Source organism: Bacillus cereus (assembly GCF_015071065.1).
GTDB lineage: Bacteria > Bacillota > Bacilli > Bacillales > Bacillaceae_G > Bacillus_A > Bacillus_A cereus_BA.
Map to the genome: position 1 here is coordinate 75765 of NZ_VOVA01000008.1, position 19151 is coordinate 94915.

A 19151-nucleotide genomic window follows, 5' to 3' on the forward strand; every position below is an offset into this window, starting at 1 on the left:
CATTTAAAATAAACAGAGGAGGTTTTCACAAATGGACAAGAAAACAAGCAAAGCTAAAAATTTTTTTGGATTAGTAATCACCGCAGCACTAGCAACTACAATGATGGTAAGCACAGCAAATGCACAAACAACTACGAATAGCTATAAGGTAGTTAGCAATAATGACACTGTATTTACAGATGTACCAAAGAACCACTGGTCAAAAGATGCTATTGACTACTTAGCGTCAGCAGGGATTTTTAAGGGATATGGCAATGGGAAATTTGGTTTTGGGGACAATGTTACTAGAGGACAAGTAGCTTCTTTAGTTAATCGGCATTTAGGTTTAATAGCAGATGATAAACAAGGGAATATGTTTAGTGATATTACAAATCATATGTTCAAAAAGGATATCCAAGCCATTGCGCAAGCTGGAATTATGACAGGTGATGGAACAGGAGCATTTCGTCCAGATGATGTATTAACTCGGTATGAGATGGCAGTAGTATTAGAAAAAGCATTTCATTTAGAATCAAAAGGACAAGGGAACTTTAAAGATGTACCAAAAGGTCATTGGGCCTATGAATCTATAAATGCGCTGCGTAGTAACCGAATAGCACAAGGTGACGATGCAGGTAATTTTAACGGCAATATGCTTGTGAAGCGTGAGCAGTATGCACAATTTTTCTATAATACAATAGCAAAGAACAGATCTTATAATTTCAAAATCAATACAAAAGAAGAACTGAAACAAATGTTAGCAACAGCTTTACAGAATGGGAAATTTGGTCCATTTAAATTAGATGTACTGGGTAAAGATATATCTGAGGTGAAAAAAGAATTTGGAGCGCCTGATGTTTGGCAGCAAGCACCATGTACAGAATGTGATGCACCTAATACAGCGGTATATGGAGATTATAATATTGATATGTACCCTTCGGACGCTAGATATATATGGGTAAAAATGGATATCCCTATCGATGAATTAAAAGAGTGGTTTGGTGAACCCGATGGAATTGGAGAGGATATGACTAGTGTAGGCTTTATATATAATCGAGGAAGCTATTCTCTTTATTTCAGCTTTTCTGATGGTTTTATTCAACGCGCTGAGATATCTAAAATTGAACATCGTTAATACGTTACAAGCAATATAAAATATATAAAGCATAAAAAATCCTTCAAGAACACCCTTATCCTTGAGGGATTTTATTTTGTTCCTATCTATTTTACATAATACAAAGCTGTAAAACTCCTACTGATTAAAGTTTCACTTTATTTTTCTCTGCGCTCCGCATTCCATTCACTTAAATAAGTTGCATATTCTAATTCATCTGGATCATCATGTAACATAGAAATAAACTCTAATTTATTTCCATCACAATCTAGAAAATATACGCTTGCAGCTGGCATCCACCTTTGGACAATCGGCTCTTGATTTCCTTTCCCCTGACTTCCCACTACCTCTATTTCACGCTTCTCTAACCACAATTTTGAAGTCTTTAAAAACTCTAACTCTACACCAAAAGCAAAGTGTTTCGTCTCAAAGTCTTCATTGGCATGTACTTCCCATAGTCCAAGCATTTGTTTTTTATGTTCTCCTATCCAAAAGAAAGCGACTCTTCTTTTGGATAGTTTCCTTGCTAATACTAACCCTAACTTATTTTGATAGAAATCTATCGCCTTTTCTAAATTTCTTACATGTAAATGCGTTTCGTATATGTTCTGTATCATTATATTTATCCCTTCCTTTATTCGAATTTATAATATTCGGTTTTTTGTATCGATATCTTTTTGTTACTACAATACAAATAAATATATCTTAAATCATCCTACTATTGTAGGATTGTTCTTTCCTGCAATGGTATAAGTATATATACTATTAAATTTGCTATAGTCTGGCTTTATAATTCATGTTCCAACGCCGAAATTCTATAAATTAAATATTCTTCAAGTTACTTTTATATTTTTTGTAGTTAATTCTTCTCCATACCATCTTTACTAACGAAGACCGCATAGCTTATTTTTTCGTTTTTCTCAGAAAATAAATCTTCATCCTATTCTTTCATTGGTCGGTTATAAAAAAACAAGCTATCCAACTCGAGCAAATTGGATAGCTTTATACCATAAAGGGAATTTGTTATTACTTCAATTTCCCCTCAAAAACAATTTTCCTACCACACGGTTCAACTTCTATTTTCCCGTCTTTCTTTACTTCATGAAAGATTGGCTCTTCCATGCGACGAGACGGTGCGTACCCTTCTTGTTCCATGCGTGCTAAGCAGTCTGTAATTGATTCGTTTTCTAGTACTTCAAATTTTTTCTTATTAGGTTGTTTTGTCATGCCCTAACCTACTTTCTATTTTTCTTGATGCGAATTGATTTTTCATGTGAATAACATATACCAGTGCGAGAATACCCATTATAATCATAACCGCAATAAAAAAGCTTGTATACTGTATTTTTTCTATAAATACGCCTCCTAATACAGGGCCCATAATACTTCCTATACTAAAGGAGATTCCGGATAATATATTACCTGCTGGTAGTAAGTGTCTCGGTAATAAATCTGTCATGAATCCAAGACCTAATGAGAAGCAAGAGCCAATGACCATACCAGCTAAAAGCATACAGGCAAAGACAATCCAGTAATATTGATCAAATACTGCTGCAAGCAAGAAAATGCCCGTACTTACGCTAAACGTCCACGTTAAAATACGGTCTCTTCCGTATTTATCACTTAATATACCGAGCGGGATTTGTGTAATAATGCCCCCAACTGCAAACGCTGGTAATAAGAAGGAAACTTCCGATACAGACCACCCTTTGCGAAGTGCGTATACTGGTAAATTACTATTTAACATCGCTTCAAGTACGCCGTATGCGAGCGGACCAATTAGCGCAATCCAAGCTAATCCAACGACTTGTTTATAACGAGAAAAGGATGATTCACTTTCAGTTTTCGTTTCATCTTGTGCTGGGAATGCATTTTTCGTTGGAAGTAGTAAAAGCCATCCTATTAAGCAAAGTATAGTAGATACGATAAATGGTGTTGCTAGACCGTACTGAACAGTGCTTGCTAAATACGGACCAACTGCGAAACCAATTCCGAAGAATACACCGTATATCGATACTTGTCTACCTATTTTACTAGGATCTGACGTTGTCGTAATCCACGTTTGCGTTCCGACATGGAGCATATGATCTCCAACACCAACTAGGAATCTAAGAATAAACCATACCCAGAATGAAAATGTTTGTGTAAAAAAGAATAATGAAATAATAACGAGAAATCCACCGATTACGATAATTGGTTTCATTCCAAACTTTTGCATCGGTTTTTCAAGAAACGGTGAAATAAATAATATCCCGATGTATAATGCCGTCGCATGAATACCGTTAATACTTGAACTAACCCCTTCTTGTTCAAAAATCATTGCGATGGCAGGTAAGAGCATCCCTTGTGACAAACCTGAAATTGCCACAATCCCAACCATAATCCAAAAAGTAAAACGCATCGACATCCTTTCCCCTCTCCTTCTCACGCTTTCCACTTTTCATTATAAACGGTTTCTTTACATGCGTGTACGAATATTCACAATAAAAAAGAAGCTAAAAAAATATACTTTTTAGCTTCTTATCCTTCCCAAACTTGTGCTTTCACATGGTAATGAAAATGTTTAAAATATGGATTTTCATAAAATGAAGGCCCAAATAAAATCGGATGTGTATGGACCATCGCCTGCTGCACTTGCAAAGGAACTACAGCTGGTGAAACTTGCATATACATCGGATCAATAATAACTTTTACATATTGGTGATCATTATATGGAGAATGATACATCAAAAATGGATTATGCATTGACTCTCTCCCCTTATACATACAAATGCTATAGTATATGCAAGTTTTATATTTCGGGAATTATTTATTGTCTAACCAATCCTCTACATGCTGTATAAACACATCTAAACAATCAATAAACGGTGAATGCCCGCAATCTTCTAACACCTTCAACTCCGCATTTGGCAAATGTTTCGCTAATTCCTCGCCAACTACTTGTGGTACGACATAATCGCGGTCACCTTGTATGACGAGTGTTGGAGCTTGAATACGGTGAATATGTCCATTTCCTCGTACAACACCATTATGTTCATCTGAAATATTAAATGTAACTAATGAATAATTTACATCAACGAAATTGCGCTGCGTTAACATATCATCTAAATACTTTTCATAACGATCCGGTTCAGGTTGATTATGTGTATATATTAATAGATTCCATACTGTACGATAATATAATTTGTTCATATTTTTTATTGCGTCTAGCACTGGAGCGATTTGCACTGGGTCTTGCGCAATTTCTTCTTTCGTTTTTAATAAACTCGATACGATTGGTTGCCCGTTAATATCTTTTTTAAATATCGGGTATCCTTTCATCCCTACCGATTCTACTAATATTAGTTTTTCTACAAAAGTTGGGTGGCTTGCTGTAAACTCCATCGCAACACCGCCGCCCATTGACCATCCCATTAATGAAAATTTCTTTAAATTTAATTTATCTATAAAAAGTTTCACATCTTCTGTAAAGTCTTGCAAAGAATCTATCGGCTTATTATACGTTGATTGTCCAAACCCTCTTAAATCAATTGCGTAAATATGATATTGATTTTGTAGTTTCTCAATAACTAAATCAAAGTGTTGTGACGACGTCATATTTCCATGAATGAGCACGAGTATTTCTTCATTTTGCCTTCCAACTTCTTGATATGCAATCGTTTCTCCGTTCGATAGTGAAACATACTCCATTGTCGCAGGCTTAATCATCACAAGTTCCCCCATTCTTTTAATAGAAAGAAAATTCTTTACTTAATTAAAGAATACCATATAGAATGTATGTTCTCAATATAAAATCTATACGAAATTCCCACATAAAACAACAAGTCTATTACTAGACAATTAAAATTAAAAGGTATATAGTTAGCTAGGTAACTAATTTGAAAGGATCAAAATACATGGACGAAAAACAACATTTTTTCCACATTGTCAGTCAAACTTCTCGTAAGTTTACGAAAAAATTTAATGAACGTGTATCTCCAACAGGATTATTTAGTGCGCAATGGGCTGTTATTTTCCGCATTAATCAAACTGGATCTTGTACCCAAACAGAATTATGTCAGTATTTAAATGTTGAATCACCAACGATGACTCGTACGTTAACACGTATGGAAACGATGGGCTGGATTATTCGTACAGAAGGAAAAGATCGCCGTGAGAAGCTCATTTCCTTATCGGAAACAGCAATAGAAATGATTCCAGTATGGCAAGAAGAAGTTGATGCCTTTGAAGAAAAAACGCTAGAAGGTATTAAAGAAGAAGACTTACATGAAGCTTTTCAATTGTTACAACAAATCATCAAAAATTTAGATCATTAATATGGAGGGATGACGATGCAAAGTGAAAAACTTTGGACGAAGGATTTCCTCGGAACTTGTTTTAGTAGTCTGTTTCTCTTTTTAACGTTTTACATGCTTATGACTACTCTGCCTGTCTATGTTATAGACGGCCTAAAAGGAAGACCTGAGGAAATTGGTTTAGTTGCAACTGTTTTTCTTATTTCATCTGTTTTATGTAGACCATTCACAGGAAAATGGCTCGATGATTTAGGAAGAAAGAAAATATTATTTATTTCACTTTCACTATTTTTAGCCGCTACTGTTATGTATTTCGGTACACAAAGTTTATTTTTATTACTTGCCCTTCGCTTCTTACATGGTATTGGATTCGGAATGGCAACAACAGCAACTGGAACAATTGTAACTGATGTAGCACCAGCTCATAGACGCGGTGAAGCACTTGCTTATTACGGCGTATTTATGAGTCTACCGATGGTAATTGGTCCTTTTTTAGGTTTAACAATTATTTCTCATTTTTCATTTACTGTACTATTTATCGTTTGTTCAGTATTTTCATTACTCGCATTTCTATTAGGATTACTAGTCAATATTCCGCATGAAGCACCCGTAAACAAACAAAACCGAGAAAAAATGAAATGGAAAGACTTAATTGAACCATCTTCTATTCCAATCGCTCTGACAGGATTTGTTTTAGCCTTTTCTTATAGTGGCATTTTATCCTTTATTCCTATTTATGCGAAAGAGCTTGGTTTAGGAGAAGTTGCAAGTTATTTCTTCATTGTATACGCACTTGTTGTTGTAATTTCTCGTCCATTTACAGGAAAGATTTTTGATCGTTTCGGTGAAAATGTACTTATTTATCCAGCTATTATTATTTTCACAATTGGGATGTTCATTTTAAGCCAAGCGCAAACTTCATTTTGGTTCCTTGGCGCAGGTATGTTAATCGGTTTAGGTTATGGAACATTAATTCCAAGTTTCCAAACGATTGCAATTTCTGCCGCTCCAAACCATCGACGTGGTTCTGCGACAGCTACTTACTTCTCATTCTTTGATAGCGGCATTGGCTTTGGTTCTTTCATTTTAGGTATAATCGCAGCTAAATCAAGTTATCATAATATGTATTTTATCGCAGCTATTATCGTTGCGTTCACTTTACTTCTATATTATGGATTGCACGGACGAAAACAAAAATTCAAGAAACAACGTACAGACGGACGAATATCCGCTTAACGTGAATAAGGAAAGTAAACTTACCCGTTTACTTTCCTTATTTTGTATTTTTTTTAAGACGAGCGTATACTTATAATAGAAACAAAAAGGAGGGACATATATGAAATTTAAAAAATCTCCCCTACTCTTACTTATACTAACATTCATGTTTGTAATTACAGGGCTTGGTTTTACTTACTTCAAACATAATAGAACGACTCCATCTAAAGATAATGTCACTAAAAAAAATTGGTTAGATGATCCGTACTTACGTTGGTCGTACACACATATGAAAGAATTCACTTTAATTAACGAGGTAAATAATAACCCTAATCAAATTTCCCACTTCCCTACTGCATTGCAAAACTTAGACGATTTTGCTGTGGAGCGTAGATTTGGAAATACAACTCCTCTAAAAAAACTTTTAGATGAAAACAAAACAGATGCTTTTGTCGTTGTGCATAATGGACAACTTGTTTATGAACGATATTTCAACGGATATAAACAAAATGAACCTCATGGAATGGCATCATTAGCAAAAGTGTTTACTGGTGCAATCATACAATCTCTCGCTGATGAAAATCGTATTGATGTAGAGACAACCGCTGACACTTACATAAAAGAATTAAAAAATACACCGTTCGGAAAAGCTACACTTCAGCAATTAATGGACATGCAAGTTTCTGCAGAGTACCCGACTCACGGATATGTGCAGCCTGGACTAGAAAATCAAGATGCACAACTATATTTAGCTAGCAATATTTTACCCCGTGGTAAAAATTACGATGGTCCGATGAAAATTTATGATATGTTACGAGAAGCTGAAGAAACTGCACCGCCTGGTTCTGCCTTTTCTTACAATAACGGATCAGCTGAAACACTCGCTTGGGTTATTCGAACAATCACTGGTAAATCGTTAGCTGAAAATGTAAGCGAACGAATTTGGTCTCAAATTGGTATGGAAGAAAACGCTTATTACGTTACAGATGAAACAAAAGTAGAACAAGCAAGTGCTGGTTTAAATGCAACTGCAAGAGATATGGCGAGATTCGGCCAACTACTATTAAATAACGGGCAATATAACGGAACACAAATCGTCCCTTCCTCCATTACTGAAAGTGTGAAAAATGTACAAGAAGGCGAACTCGAAATTGGCGATGGCGCTTCTATTTCTTATCATAATCAATGGTGGATTCCGCATAATGAACAAGATGCTTTCGAAGTGCTAGGCAGTTACGGACAAACTCTTTACATCGACCCGAAAGCAAATATGGTAATCGTCCACTTCTCTTCTAACGCTGCACCAAGTAATGAAATACATTCGATTTATTCCGATATGTATGTTGATATTGCCCATCATTTGGAGAAGCTTTCACAATAGTGGAGGCTTTTTTTATTTACACAAATCCTATTCCAGTTATCACTTGGTTATTAGAAGTTGCCGAAAGGATTACTATTTGAGCCACGCCTAAACCCTATTTATATTGATAATAATTTATAAATTTGAAAAGACTAGTGCTTAGGAAAGGAGGGATTGCGAATGTCTGTGAAAAAACAATTAACTGTATTGATTATTTCACTTGCGATGATTGTAGTTATGACTAATTTAGGTTCACTCCATTTATTTGCTGACTCCGACGTTGTGAGACAGCCTATTGAGGTCAAATTGAATGATGATTACTTTAATCCGAATGTCATCACTGTTCCAGTTGGAAAAACGACAACGTTGCTATTGAAAAATCAGGGAAATAGAGAGCACACCTTTACGGTGAAAAAACTCGGAATTGACGCCGAAGTCCCGCCAGGAAAAGAAAAAACAATTACCGTAAAACCTGAAACTCCCGGTACATATGAACTAATATGTCGGTTCCACTACTTGAAAGGAATGGATGGAAAAGTAATAGTCGAATAACAAGCGATACCGGTCGATCCTTGCTTTTTTTATAAAGTGAAACTTAAATTCGCGGGGGTGTCCCTCCCCCACGGATTATGAGCTATCACTAATCAGTTTTTTACGGGTAGCATAAAATCGTTACATTTTCATAGCGTATGAAATTTGTGTTTTGATGGTGCTACCCCATCGCTATCAAGCTAAGCTCATACAGCGTCAATTATAGTAGAGGTTGTTTCTTTTTTGTAAAGGTTATGTGTAGGGAATTTAAAGATTTGCATACGAAATAAACCCTAACGGGTTTCATTTTTTTGATTTAAGCCGCTTGATTATCAGACATGGTACAATTGTAAACGACACCTAATATATCAAAGACTGTTTTCTTCTCATATCGATGAGATTTTCTCCCGTTTTGCTGTAGGAGGTTGAACAGGCGAATTAGAATCTTTGATAGCTCTTGGGTGTCTTTCTGTATAGCTTGGAAAAGAAGAAGAAAGTAATCTTTAATCATATATATGGCCTTATATTCACTCAGTTCTCGTTTCTTTTTCATAAGAAGTAATTACCGCATTTGAAACATGGTAGAAGAACAGAGTAGAATGGCAATCAGTTGCCCATACAAATGGCATTCCAATCGTTCTCGTTTTATCTTTTTACAATGATGAATATGAAAGAATGATTTCCACGTTTTAAATAAAATCTCGATTTGCCAACGTAACGAATACCAATCATGTACTTGTCCCATTGGGACAATATCTGTAGGGGTGTTTATCATGTGGGCATTCCCCGGTTAGAAAAAATCATGGGAAATGGCATGGAAATTCCTCCTACTCTGGGGGTATCAACATTGATCCATTTTCAGCCGATGAAAAATGGGACAGCAGCAATAACTGGTGATTTTGTGCTTACTGCAGAAGAGGTAAATCCTGTTGCTAGTACGTTACGTAAACATGGTATTGAAGTAACTGCTTTACATAATCACATGTCAACCGAGAATCCTCGACTGTTTTTTATGCATTTTTGGGCAAATGACAATCCAAACAAATTAGCTAAAGCACTACGTGAAGCCATAGACAAAACTCATAGTATGTAGACTATGAGTTTTGTCTATGGCAAATGCTAATCGTGTGTTATTTAATTAATGAGTGGATTCAATAAGAAAATTAAAAAAGCCGACAATTATTGAACTGCACCCCAATTGTTGAAAATCAATTAATTCATTTTTTTTAAACTTCCCCCTATTAAATTTCAATAAGTATAGGTACAATCATTGGTTTTTTCTTAGTATGTGTATATACATATTGTCGTATTGATTTTTTTATTTGTTTTTTCATTACATTCCATGAGTTTCTATTTGCTTCTTGTAGCTCGTTAACAGTTTTTATAGTAAGTCGATTAACGTCTCTTCGGAGTTCCGAGAAATCTCTATCCACAAATCCACGAGAAATGGTATCGGGGTCAGAAATCAACGTTCCTTCCGCTTTGCTCATAGTTAAAATAATCATGAGCATCCCATCCTCTGAAAGTTGTTTGCGGTCTCGTAACACAATTTCCCCAATATTATCGACATCCCCCCCGTCTATGTAGGTATTCCCCACCGGTATTTTCCGGGTCTGACGGGCAATGGTATGTTCAATATCGACGACATCCCCATTATTGATGATAAACGTGTTTCCTTGCTCTACTCCAACGGATTCACCTAACAAACGGTGATGGTGCAGCATTCTAAATTCACCGTGAATGGGAATAAAATATTTTGGTTTCATTAATGTAAGCATTAGTTTTAAATCTTCTTGATAACCATGGCCAGAAACATGCATTCCGGATGTACTTCCTGATCCATAAATCACTTTGGCTCCAAGGGCAAATAAGTTGTCTACGATACTCGTGATATTTCGTTCATTCCCGGGTATTGGACCTGCTGCAAAGATAACCGTATCTTCAGGTAAAATGTCGACACCGCGAAAGTTTCCTGTGGACAGGCGAGCAAGAGCAGCCAATGGTTCTCCTTGACTCCCCGTGCATAAAATAGCCACCCTTTCAGGAGCCATTTCATTGATTTCATGTGGGTCAATTAACATTCCATCTGGAACTGTTAAATAACCACGTTCCATAGCAACCGCTATGACATTAACCATACTTCGTCCAAGCAACGCAAGTTTTCGATTTGTTTTTTGTGCTGCATTCACGACTTGTTGAACGCGACTAATATTTGAAGCAAAGGTAGAAAGAATAACTTTGCGTTCGGCTTTCATGAAAGCTGCTTCCACATGTTCACCTACTATTTGTTCCGATGGGGTCAAACCAGGACGCTCTGCATTGGTACTCTCAGATAATAGAAGCAAGACCCCTTCTTTGCCGATTGCAGCCATTTTATGAATATCCGAATTCTCATTATTCGCAGGGGTTAAATCGAACTTGAAGTCCCCTGTATGTACAATATTACCCTCTGGTGTGTGAAAGACTATTCCCAAACAATCAGGAATACTATGGGTCACTTTGAAAAAACTTACCCTTATTTCTCCAATTGTCAAGTTTGAGTTTGAGTTGATTTCAATAAGTTCACTTTCTCTTAGGAGTTTATGTTCTTTTAATTTGATTTCAATTAATCCTAGTGTGAAGCGTGTGGCATAAACGGGTACATTCAATTTTTTTAAGAAGAACGGGATCCCCCCGATATGATCTTCATGTCCATGTGTGACAATTAAAGCCCTGACTTTATCTTTATTTTCTACTAAATAAGCTATATCAGGGATAATCAAATCAATTCCTAATAAACTTTCATCTGGAAACTTATTGCCACAGTCGATAATCACGATATCGTTTGAATATTCAATTGCATACATATTTTTTCCGATTTCATTCAAGCCGCCTAAGGCGAAGATAGATAATGCATTCTCTATTGTACTCAAATTTATAACCTCCCATTTTAAATATAATCTTAGTATGCCCTTTAGGTTTCCCTTTATCAGTGGGTTGAATGCTCGAGATTCCTAGAAAAAAGGAAACTTTAGACTTGTTTTTCCTAAATATACTGACTACAACATTGATGTCTTCGTTTCCCTCATTGTTATCGAGGTCTTTCCTCCCATGGAGACAGCTGCTATTGAAATCACTCATGGTTTTCGATTCTTAATAAAGATGCAATTCTTTTTTAAGAAATGCGCCCGATAATGGAAGATCGTTTTGCAGAAGTCATGCGGCACTTACATTGTAGAATAGCCCTCTAAAACAGAAGAAGCTCTCCTCATACAAATTGCATAGCTTAGGGTGAGAACAAATTCTTCTAAATCATATCTACGTGCATTGGAAAAACCGTTGTCTTCACCTTTAACATTGAATCCACATCTCATCAGAACCTTAAGGGATACTTCAAATTATAGCTTGATGGACATGGGACGACACCCTAATATGCTTGGATTAATATCATTGCAAACAGCTAAAAAGGTGATTGCTAGAATAGAAGTTATGCATATAATCAAAAAAGGACAAACTCTCCAAGATGAAAAGTTTGTCCAAAACCATGATCTCTTTGATTCAACAATATAAAATTCAGTTCCGCTAGGAATTTTTCGTTCTTTTTTCATATCTCACTATTTTTGCTTCAGAACTAACAATAGTGAATTAGAATAATGACTTAATACTTGCTAGGACAGTAAGGATACCTATAACAATGACAAATACATTGCTCGCTTTCCCTCTATATTTAGCCAGTACTGGTACTTTACGAATCGCATACATTGGTAATAGACATAAGATAGCAGCAACTAACGGTCCGCTAAGGGCATCAATGATTCCAAGAATACTTGGATTTGCATAAGCAACATACCAGCATGTTAATACGACAAAAGTAAGGATCATTGTCTTAACTGTTTTTTCTCCTATATCTTTCCCGCGTGTTTTACCGGACTTAATAATCATGTCACGCATTACCTCATATGCTCCTATATAATGGCCAAGGAAAGACTTTGTAATAGCCACAAACGCAATGATAGGAGCTGCAATAGTGATTACAGGCGAATTAAGCTCATTAGCAAGATATGATAGGATTGACAAATTCTGTTCTTTTGCCATCATAAGATCATTTGAAGTCAAACTCAAGGTACTGCTCCAAACAAAGAACATAACAACAGCGAATGTCATGATATAACAAACTTTTTGTATTTGAGCACATTTGGCATCAGTAGCTTCTATTCCATACGTAGCTCTCTGTTTCATAACAAATGACGAAATCATAGGAGAATGATTAAACGAGAATACTATGATTGGTAGTATCATCCATATCGTTCCCAAATATCCTGTTCCTGTTGAAGCAGTAGAAACACTTGAAAAACTAAGCATTGACGTATTCCACTGTGGAATCAAAGATATTGAAATAAAAAGTAGAGAAGCTATGAAAGGATATACTAGCATGCTCATTATCTTTACAGTGATATCTTGACCAAAATTTAGTATAGCGATAAGACCGAGTACTAATACAAGCGATAAAATGGCCCTTGGAGGCTCCTGCATGTGCAATTGATGCACGATAAAACTACTTGCAGTATTTGTAAGTGCAACAGAATACATTAGCACGATTGTATAAATTGAGACGAAATATACTATGTTAAAAATGATACTTGCCTTATTTCCAAAATACTCTCTTATTGTACCTGTAATCCCCTCTTCAGCAGAATTGGAAGCATATATCATTTTAGCAAGCGCCCTATGTGAGTAATACATAACTGGATATGCAAGCAATGTAATTAGTAGTAATGATAATACCCCCCCTGAACCTGCATTAATCGGTAAAAAGAGTACTCCTGCTCCAATGGCTGTTCCAAAAAGGCTCAATGCCCAGGTAGTATCCTGTTTATGCCACTTTGTAGGATCTGGATATTTCTCATTTTTTACTGCAGTATTTTCAGCCTGAAGTTCTATTTTTTTTGCAGTATTCCCATTCATATAATAATTCCTCCTTGTGTCCTATTCTTCCGTCTCTTTTTAAGGCTTAGGAATATAGACTGTTCTTGAAAAATGAATTGCTTACAAAGTGCGCCACATCGTGTGTCCTTCTTCTAAGTTGATCAAAATCGAAAAATTCGCTAGTCATCAACCTGATGGGCTTGTTAGCTCTTACAAAACACTTTAATTATATAGTAGTATATTTTAGTGATAATGGCTCTCAATATACAGACATCCTTAGGAGAACAATAGAGAATAGGATTGTTAACTATTTCACAATATTTCCGATAACTGTTTATTAATTTGATTGTTTCTCCCCAAAGATTTTATTTTTAATGGCAATCCCTGTAGGTGTGGCCGCAATTCCGCCTAAACCTGTCTCTCTTAATTCGCGAGGCATCTGTCTTCCAACTCTATACATCGCTTCAATAACTTCGTCTGCATTGATGATATTGTTTACGCCGGCTAATGCGATGTCTGCTGCTGCCAAAGCATTTGCCGTTCCAATGGCGTTTCTCTTTACACAAGGAATTTCTACCAAACCAGCGACCGGATCACAAACTAGACCGAGTAAATTTTGTAATGCGGTTGAGAAAGCTTCAGAAGATTGCTGTGGCGTTCCTTCGGCAGCTTCTACCGCTGCTGCAGCCGCCATTGCTGAGGCACTGCCTACTTCAGCTTGACATCCTCCGTACGCTCCTGAAATACAAGCGTTATTTGCGACTATCGTTCCAAATAGCGCTGAAGTGAATAGAAAACGGATCATATCTTCATGAGTTAACTGCAACGTATCTTTAATACTATATAGGACTCCCGGGATCGTCCCACTCGCACCTGCTGTTGGGGTTGCACAAATAGCCCCTAATGCAGCATTTACTTCATTAACACCGATAGCACTTTGAATCCCTAACACCATTATATCTCCAGAAAGAGTTTTCCTATTTTCTCGATAGTTTTTAATTTTAACAGCATCACCTCCGGTTAAACCGGTCGGAGAAAATACCCCGTCGCCCTCGATACTTTTATTTATGGCATTTTCCATAGTCGCTAAATTTCTTTCCATTTTACTCCAAGCTTCTTCATAAGAAGTTTTAGTTTGTTCGATTTCCTGTTCGATTGCTAATTCATAAATTGGCTTTTGGCTTTTATTAGCTGCATCCACAATTTCTTTTATGGTCATATACATATTTTTTCACCCCTTAAAGTAACTAAAGAATAATGATATTAGCTATATTGCTTAAATTTCCTAATTCCTTCTGAGCATTACCAGGCAATAGCGAATCCAAAGCGAATGCATATAAATATTTTCCGTTTTCTTCTAAACTATGAAAGTTGTTAATTTCCACATCAAATTGTTTAAAGATCCTGCGTAAGACAAATTCAAAGTCAGCTCTTTCGGAAATCGCAATAATAACTGGCAATGGCCCCTGTAGATCTAAGCTAAATCCGTCAATTTCAACATGTTTGACTTCAATTAATCCACCGCCGACCGAAATACCCATCGTTCTAATACTTCGGCTTTCATCCTCTAAATATACATCTGCCGTATTTGGATGACCAGCAGGACTATCACCCGCTTTTTCAATAAAGGTAATGTCAATTCCTTTAGATTCTGCTATTTTAATAGCATCTGGCACTTTGCTGTCATCGGCAGCAAATCCTAATATCCCAGCAATAATTGCAAAATCAGTTCCGTGTCCTTTATGGGTTTCAGCAAATGATTCATAATACCTTACCACGACTTTTTTTGGAAGACCTTGAAATAATTTATTGGCAACTGTTCCAATAGCCAAAGCACCTGCAGTATGTGAACTTGAAGGACCTATCATTACCGGCCCAATCACATCAAAACAACTTTTGTATTTAACAACCTTTTTTTCTTTAATAGATGTTACATTCATGTTCATATAAGCACCCCCATAATTTATTATTTTTAATTGCAGTTGAATCTAAGTTATTAGAATGACCAATTCAAAATAAGATCCAGTTGATAACGTTTTCATTTTTCATGTTAATAAATTTCCCTTCTGACCACACACCTTTCTTAGAGTAATCGTATCAGTATGTCCAATTTTAGAAGGTTACTTGCAAGGTCTTTAGAATTTTTGCACCAGAACTAGGCTTGATATTTTCTCTAGAGGTAATAGATTATCTCTCGACGCCCTCATTATAACTTGTATATTTATGAGTTTAATTTTTTTTTTATTTTTAGAAAGATTGAATAAACAGAATCTTGAATGGATAATAAATTACACTTGGCATGTAGCAATTGTGTCCATTGTTTGAAGCTGTATTAGTTAGTAGAAAAGCAAAAATAGCACAGAGTTCCTTTTATTAACACATTGATTATATTGGAAAATCATTATAAAGATACTTATACTTTCCTTTGTTGAAACATCTTATTTTAGACGTGAAAGCTGTTGCAATAAATGATTAATGTAGATGGAAAGGTATAAATTAATGAAATATAAAATCCCTTTCGGATATTAATGATACATTTTGCATTTATATACATTTTCAGAAAAAAGGAACTTCTTTTTTTAAAAAACCTCTGTAGAACTAAAAAGAACTGGGCATAAATTGTCCGGTTCTTTTTAGTTAGATTTCTCAATTTGGTTATCTTATTTTACATCTTCTTTTACATCTTTTTTAGAAGTTGCTGGTACTGCATCTTTAGGTGCATCATGGATTTGTGAGAAAGACGTTATTCCATCTGCACTTATTGTAATCGATTGATTTGGACTATTTTCATTTGATTTTAGGTTGTCCATTTTTACATCTTCTGCACCTACTGCACCACCCGCTAATAATCCTGTACTTAAAAGTGTTCCTGCTAATAATGTTTTAAACATTTTTCATTACCTCCTTGTTTGGGAATACATTTAGCATAAGACAAGAATCTATAGTTGATATGGACTGTTTCTGGAGACTATGTAAAGAAAAATAGATGGTCGGTTATATATCCTAATGGGGATTTAGACAGAATTGAAACTTTATCCTTCCTCAAGGAACGTGAAGGGCCACAGCCCAGTGAGTAGGTGGGAGATGAATTGGCTTCGAACAAGAGATGGCATGAAGCCATCTGAATTGTTCAACTTTTAGACAGGCAAACAGGACATTTATTTTCGTTCGTTGTGTTCGTTTGTTTTGTTAGACCTTAAATTGAATTGCAACTACACTCTTCGTATTTAATAAGTATTAATTTAGAAAACCCATAAACAAAAAAAAGAGTGCTGTGAAGAAGCACACTCATTCAAAGGACTTTACCAATCTCGATGATTATCGCGATCACAGTCACGATCATGATTACGTCTGCGACGGCATTCATCACAATCGCAGTCACGGTCACGTCTACAACGACGGTCATCACAATCTCTATGTCTGCGTCTGCAGAACATTAAATCATCCCAAAAATCATTACAATCTCTGTCATCTCTCATGAATATAATTACCTCCTCTTAACTCTAGGATTCATCATATTCTATGCTAAAAAACAAAAACAGCTTGTTTACTAGTCTATTTTCTGCATTTTAAAGTAATAATATTATTATCTAATCTTTAAGTTTCAAATCTATTTCACCCCTTATCATCCCTTAACAACAAACAAGACGCCACCCAGATCACGGCAGCGCCTACGAGAATTGCTATTGGTTTAATCATTAACAAATATATCTGGCCCCTTCTTCAACGCGTACGAGAAACCCGAAATAAATACAACACTAAATATAATAATAGAAGACCACATATTAAAATGATATTCTTTACCTGCAACTAAATTATATATGTTATGGACCAAGAAATTAGCCCCTATAATAATTCCGCCTAACATTGAACTAATTAAAATGCTCATTAAATAAAACTTGAACTTCTGGAACATTTCCCTTCTACCCCCTTCTAAAATAAACTTCATTTAGGTTATTTTAGAAAATTATACCATTTTATTATTTCGTATTCTTGAATCACTGATATATTTAAGGTTATTTTAAGAGAGAAGATTATCTATTCAAATGTCCATTTTATACAAAATAAAAGAGCACCCATAATCAATAGGTGCTCAAATATATGAAGTGGGGCTACCCCATACTCCAATATATGCTCGTCCTTCTCAAAAGGTGTAAAGTAAAAAGACACCTAATTAAGGTGCCTTTTCGAAACGTATTAACGCGAGTAGCGAACACAATGAATCTTTCTCGGTGTCACTACCATCTTATGTTCAAGATTCTTAAATATGCCTAATCGTTAATGTGTAATTTCTATATAACAAACAAAAAGCCATCACCGTAAGGTGACAGCTCCTAAAGGGGAAGAGAGATAACAAATGGCAATAAGTATCTCTTCAAGCCTCTGGTATTCTAGATACTCTCAGGCTTCTCCAAATCACCGCATCAATAGTATGGCTACACGCCCTGTGTCAGTGACTGGGAGAAGAGCAAGAATCTTCTCGTTTATACTCCGTAGAGTCGGCTCAATACTTCAGCTACTTAATGTCATTTTCACCTTTGCTGGCCAATATCGAATTATAGAGTGTTTATATCCAGAGGGAATATATTTATTCCGTCCCCCTGTTTGAACCAACACACAAGACTGAGGGGAATGTTCAGCTGTATTGGCTCAAACAAAGAGCGGAAGCTCTCTGCCCTCGTTTGGTCATTAATAAAATTTGTGAGTGATTACTAATAATCAATTGAGGTTTATTCTTATTACATTTTAGTACCAGAAACGCGATGTTCATTCAATCAGAACAACCACCCCATTTCCATTTTCAAGAGACGATACAACAGAGTAATAGACTTATATTCACTATCAACCCAGAGGACGCATTCCGAGTTGAATGGTAAATATAAATATTTTCGGGAAGCTCTTATCCCCTCTAGCCTCCGCGTCACCGAGTAACGTTATTATAATGGGAACGCTATCCCCAAAACCTATTCTCTTTTCAAAGAACTGTTTATAGGAATAGCTTATAATTTCCGGCATTTTATTTAGTCCCCCAAAAAGTTCGCGTTTTGTTCGCGTTTTTTAGATAATCCCTAACGCTGTAGCAATCAATTTAATAGCACTTTGCTTCTTCTCATAGAAGTAAGTCTTTTTGAGCAGTAGATCATGATAAACATCTGAATCTTTTACTCTTTCATTCGTTAAGAATTTCATTGTAATAATATCTCTTTCTTCCTTATCTAAGATATGGTCCAAAGTCTTCTCTATCTGTTTCACCTTTAATTCACTCATTCTTCTTGAATTTCGTATCTCTGGAAACAGACTGATTCCTTCTTGTTCCACTTCATTATTGAATCGCATCTTCAGCGCCCTATATTCTTTCAAGATGCTAACTACTTCCTTTTGTACTTTCTTGTCATCGATTGCTGGTAATAAAGATAATTGTTCCATGAAGGAATCCCCCTATTTCGAATTTTGGTTTTTAACATCACATAAGTTACGTGAAATTTTACTATCTCACTGTTGAATAAGGGAAAGATGCTTAGTAAAGTAGCCCCCACCAATCTACCCTGCATTGTTCCGTTATCCATTAAGCCGTTTTCTTATTAACAGTACATCCTCTACTAACCTGCCATCCATCATTTAGATGGTTCACTAACTCTTGATACGTAAATACATCAAACAACCAAACTCTTTGATCATGTTCAAATCCTGGTTCTTTTCGAAACAACATATATTCTCGTGTACCTTCGTATCTTTTTATAACACTCACCCC

The 19151-nt window shown here is 35.9% G+C and carries 20 protein-coding genes and 2 pseudogenes; 7 read left to right on the forward strand and 15 right to left on the reverse strand.

The window, feature by feature from the left end:
• Positions 1 to 31: 31 nt before the first annotated feature.
• Positions 32 to 1114: an S-layer homology domain-containing protein gene (locus FT637_RS19300; protein ID WP_193647678.1), complete on the forward strand. Its 1083-nt coding sequence runs from the start codon at positions 32 to 34 to the stop codon at positions 1112 to 1114.
• A 137-nt stretch (positions 1115 to 1251) separates the two neighbouring features.
• Here the strand turns inward: FT637_RS19300 and FT637_RS19305 are convergent, their stop codons facing one another.
• The 5 genes from FT637_RS19305 to FT637_RS19325 all read right to left on the reverse strand — a co-directional run bounded on the left by FT637_RS19305 (position 1252) and on the right by FT637_RS19325 (position 4801).
• Positions 1252 to 1710, reverse strand: coding sequence for a VOC family protein (locus tag FT637_RS19305; protein ID WP_193647679.1), 459 nt, complete (start codon positions 1708 to 1710; stop codon positions 1252 to 1254).
• A 409-nt stretch (positions 1711 to 2119) separates the two neighbouring features.
• Entirely contained in the window at positions 2120 to 2320 is a 201-nt protein-coding gene (locus tag FT637_RS19310) for an NETI motif-containing protein (RefSeq protein WP_193647680.1), read from the reverse strand.
• The gene (locus FT637_RS19315; protein WP_193647681.1) at positions 2304 to 3500 is read right to left on the reverse strand and encodes an MFS transporter; all 1197 of its coding nucleotides are present in this window, start codon (positions 3498 to 3500) and stop codon (positions 2304 to 2306) included. The genes FT637_RS19310 and FT637_RS19315 overlap by 17 nt, the downstream gene beginning before the upstream one ends.
• Positions 3501 to 3613: 113 nt before the next feature.
• Entirely contained in the window at positions 3614 to 3838 is a 225-nt protein-coding gene (locus tag FT637_RS19320) for a hypothetical protein (protein WP_193647682.1), read from the reverse strand.
• Positions 3839 to 3898: 60 nt separating this feature from the next.
• Positions 3899 to 4801: an alpha/beta fold hydrolase gene (locus FT637_RS19325; protein ID WP_227493869.1), complete on the reverse strand. Its 903-nt coding sequence runs from the start codon at positions 4799 to 4801 to the stop codon at positions 3899 to 3901.
• Positions 4802 to 4989: 188 nt separating this feature from the next.
• Between FT637_RS19325 and FT637_RS19330 the strand changes: the two genes are divergently transcribed.
• The 4 genes from FT637_RS19330 (at position 4990) to FT637_RS19345 (ending at position 8515) form a co-directional block, all read left to right on the forward strand.
• A complete protein-coding gene (locus tag FT637_RS19330; RefSeq protein ID WP_193647684.1) occupies positions 4990 to 5409 on the forward strand; it encodes a MarR family winged helix-turn-helix transcriptional regulator in 420 nt (139 codons plus the stop codon).
• A 15-nt stretch (positions 5410 to 5424) separates the two neighbouring features.
• Positions 5425 to 6624 carry an MFS transporter gene (locus FT637_RS19335; protein ID WP_193647685.1) on the forward strand — a complete coding sequence of 400 codons (1200 nt, stop codon included), beginning with the start codon at positions 5425 to 5427 and terminating at the stop codon, positions 6622 to 6624.
• Between the two features lie 100 nt (positions 6625 to 6724).
• The gene (locus tag FT637_RS19340; protein WP_193647686.1) at positions 6725 to 7984 is read left to right on the forward strand and encodes a serine hydrolase domain-containing protein; all 1260 of its coding nucleotides are present in this window, start codon (positions 6725 to 6727) and stop codon (positions 7982 to 7984) included.
• A 159-nt stretch (positions 7985 to 8143) separates the two neighbouring features.
• Entirely contained in the window at positions 8144 to 8515 is a 372-nt protein-coding gene (locus FT637_RS19345) for a cupredoxin domain-containing protein (protein ID WP_193647687.1), read from the forward strand.
• A gap of 295 nt (positions 8516 to 8810) precedes the next feature.
• On the opposite strand, the pseudogene FT637_RS19350 reads toward FT637_RS19345, so the two are convergent.
• Positions 8811 to 9278 (reverse strand): annotated as a pseudogene (locus FT637_RS19350) (transposase); the annotation flags it as partial.
• A 30-nt stretch (positions 9279 to 9308) separates the two neighbouring features.
• Here FT637_RS19350 and FT637_RS19355 point away from each other — a divergent pair.
• The gene (locus FT637_RS19355) at positions 9309 to 9587 is read left to right on the forward strand and encodes a DUF1259 domain-containing protein (RefSeq protein WP_264675740.1); all 279 of its coding nucleotides are present in this window, start codon (positions 9309 to 9311) and stop codon (positions 9585 to 9587) included.
• A 148-nt stretch (positions 9588 to 9735) separates the two neighbouring features.
• On the opposite strand, the gene FT637_RS19360 is transcribed toward FT637_RS19355, so the two are convergent.
• On the reverse strand, positions 9736 to 11406 hold the full coding sequence (locus FT637_RS19360; protein ID WP_193647689.1) for a ribonuclease J: 1671 nt from the start codon (positions 11404 to 11406) through the stop codon (positions 9736 to 9738).
• A 358-nt stretch (positions 11407 to 11764) separates the two neighbouring features.
• Here FT637_RS19360 and FT637_RS30645 point away from each other — a divergent pair, with 358 nt between their 5' ends.
• Complete coding sequence (locus tag FT637_RS30645; protein ID WP_413773235.1) at positions 11765 to 12043, forward strand: hypothetical protein; 279 nt, start codon at positions 11765 to 11767, stop codon at positions 12041 to 12043.
• A 75-nt stretch (positions 12044 to 12118) separates the two neighbouring features.
• Here FT637_RS30645 and FT637_RS19370 read toward each other — a convergent pair whose 3' ends face one another.
• From FT637_RS19370 to FT637_RS19405, 8 genes and pseudogenes are all read right to left on the reverse strand, one after another.
• Positions 12119 to 13438 carry an aromatic amino acid transport family protein gene (locus tag FT637_RS19370; protein ID WP_193647690.1) on the reverse strand — a complete coding sequence of 440 codons (1320 nt, stop codon included), beginning with the start codon at positions 13436 to 13438 and terminating at the stop codon, positions 12119 to 12121.
• A 298-nt stretch (positions 13439 to 13736) separates the two neighbouring features.
• Complete coding sequence (sdaAA, locus tag FT637_RS19375; protein WP_193647691.1) at positions 13737 to 14624, reverse strand: L-serine ammonia-lyase, iron-sulfur-dependent, subunit alpha; 888 nt, start codon at positions 14622 to 14624, stop codon at positions 13737 to 13739.
• Positions 14625 to 14646: 22 nt separating this feature from the next.
• The gene (gene sdaAB / locus FT637_RS19380) at positions 14647 to 15345 is read right to left on the reverse strand and encodes an L-serine ammonia-lyase, iron-sulfur-dependent subunit beta (protein ID WP_193647692.1); all 699 of its coding nucleotides are present in this window, start codon (positions 15343 to 15345) and stop codon (positions 14647 to 14649) included.
• A gap of 729 nt (positions 15346 to 16074) precedes the next feature.
• Positions 16075 to 16290 (reverse strand): annotated as a pseudogene (locus tag FT637_RS19385) (hypothetical protein); the annotation flags it as partial.
• 411 nt (positions 16291 to 16701) lie between these two features.
• A complete protein-coding gene (locus FT637_RS19390) occupies positions 16702 to 16878 on the reverse strand; it encodes a hypothetical protein (RefSeq protein WP_193647694.1) in 177 nt (58 codons plus the stop codon).
• Positions 16879 to 17090: 212 nt separating this feature from the next.
• A complete protein-coding gene (locus tag FT637_RS19395; protein WP_000486589.1) occupies positions 17091 to 17315 on the reverse strand; it encodes a hypothetical protein in 225 nt (74 codons plus the stop codon).
• 1142 nt (positions 17316 to 18457) lie between these two features.
• Positions 18458 to 18826 carry an ArpU family phage packaging/lysis transcriptional regulator gene (locus tag FT637_RS19400; RefSeq protein ID WP_193647695.1) on the reverse strand — a complete coding sequence of 123 codons (369 nt, stop codon included), beginning with the start codon at positions 18824 to 18826 and terminating at the stop codon, positions 18458 to 18460.
• A gap of 139 nt (positions 18827 to 18965) precedes the next feature.
• Positions 18966 to 19148, reverse strand: coding sequence for a hypothetical protein (locus tag FT637_RS19405; RefSeq protein WP_193647783.1), 183 nt, complete (start codon positions 19146 to 19148; stop codon positions 18966 to 18968).
• Between the last annotated feature and the right edge of the window lie 3 nt (positions 19149 to 19151).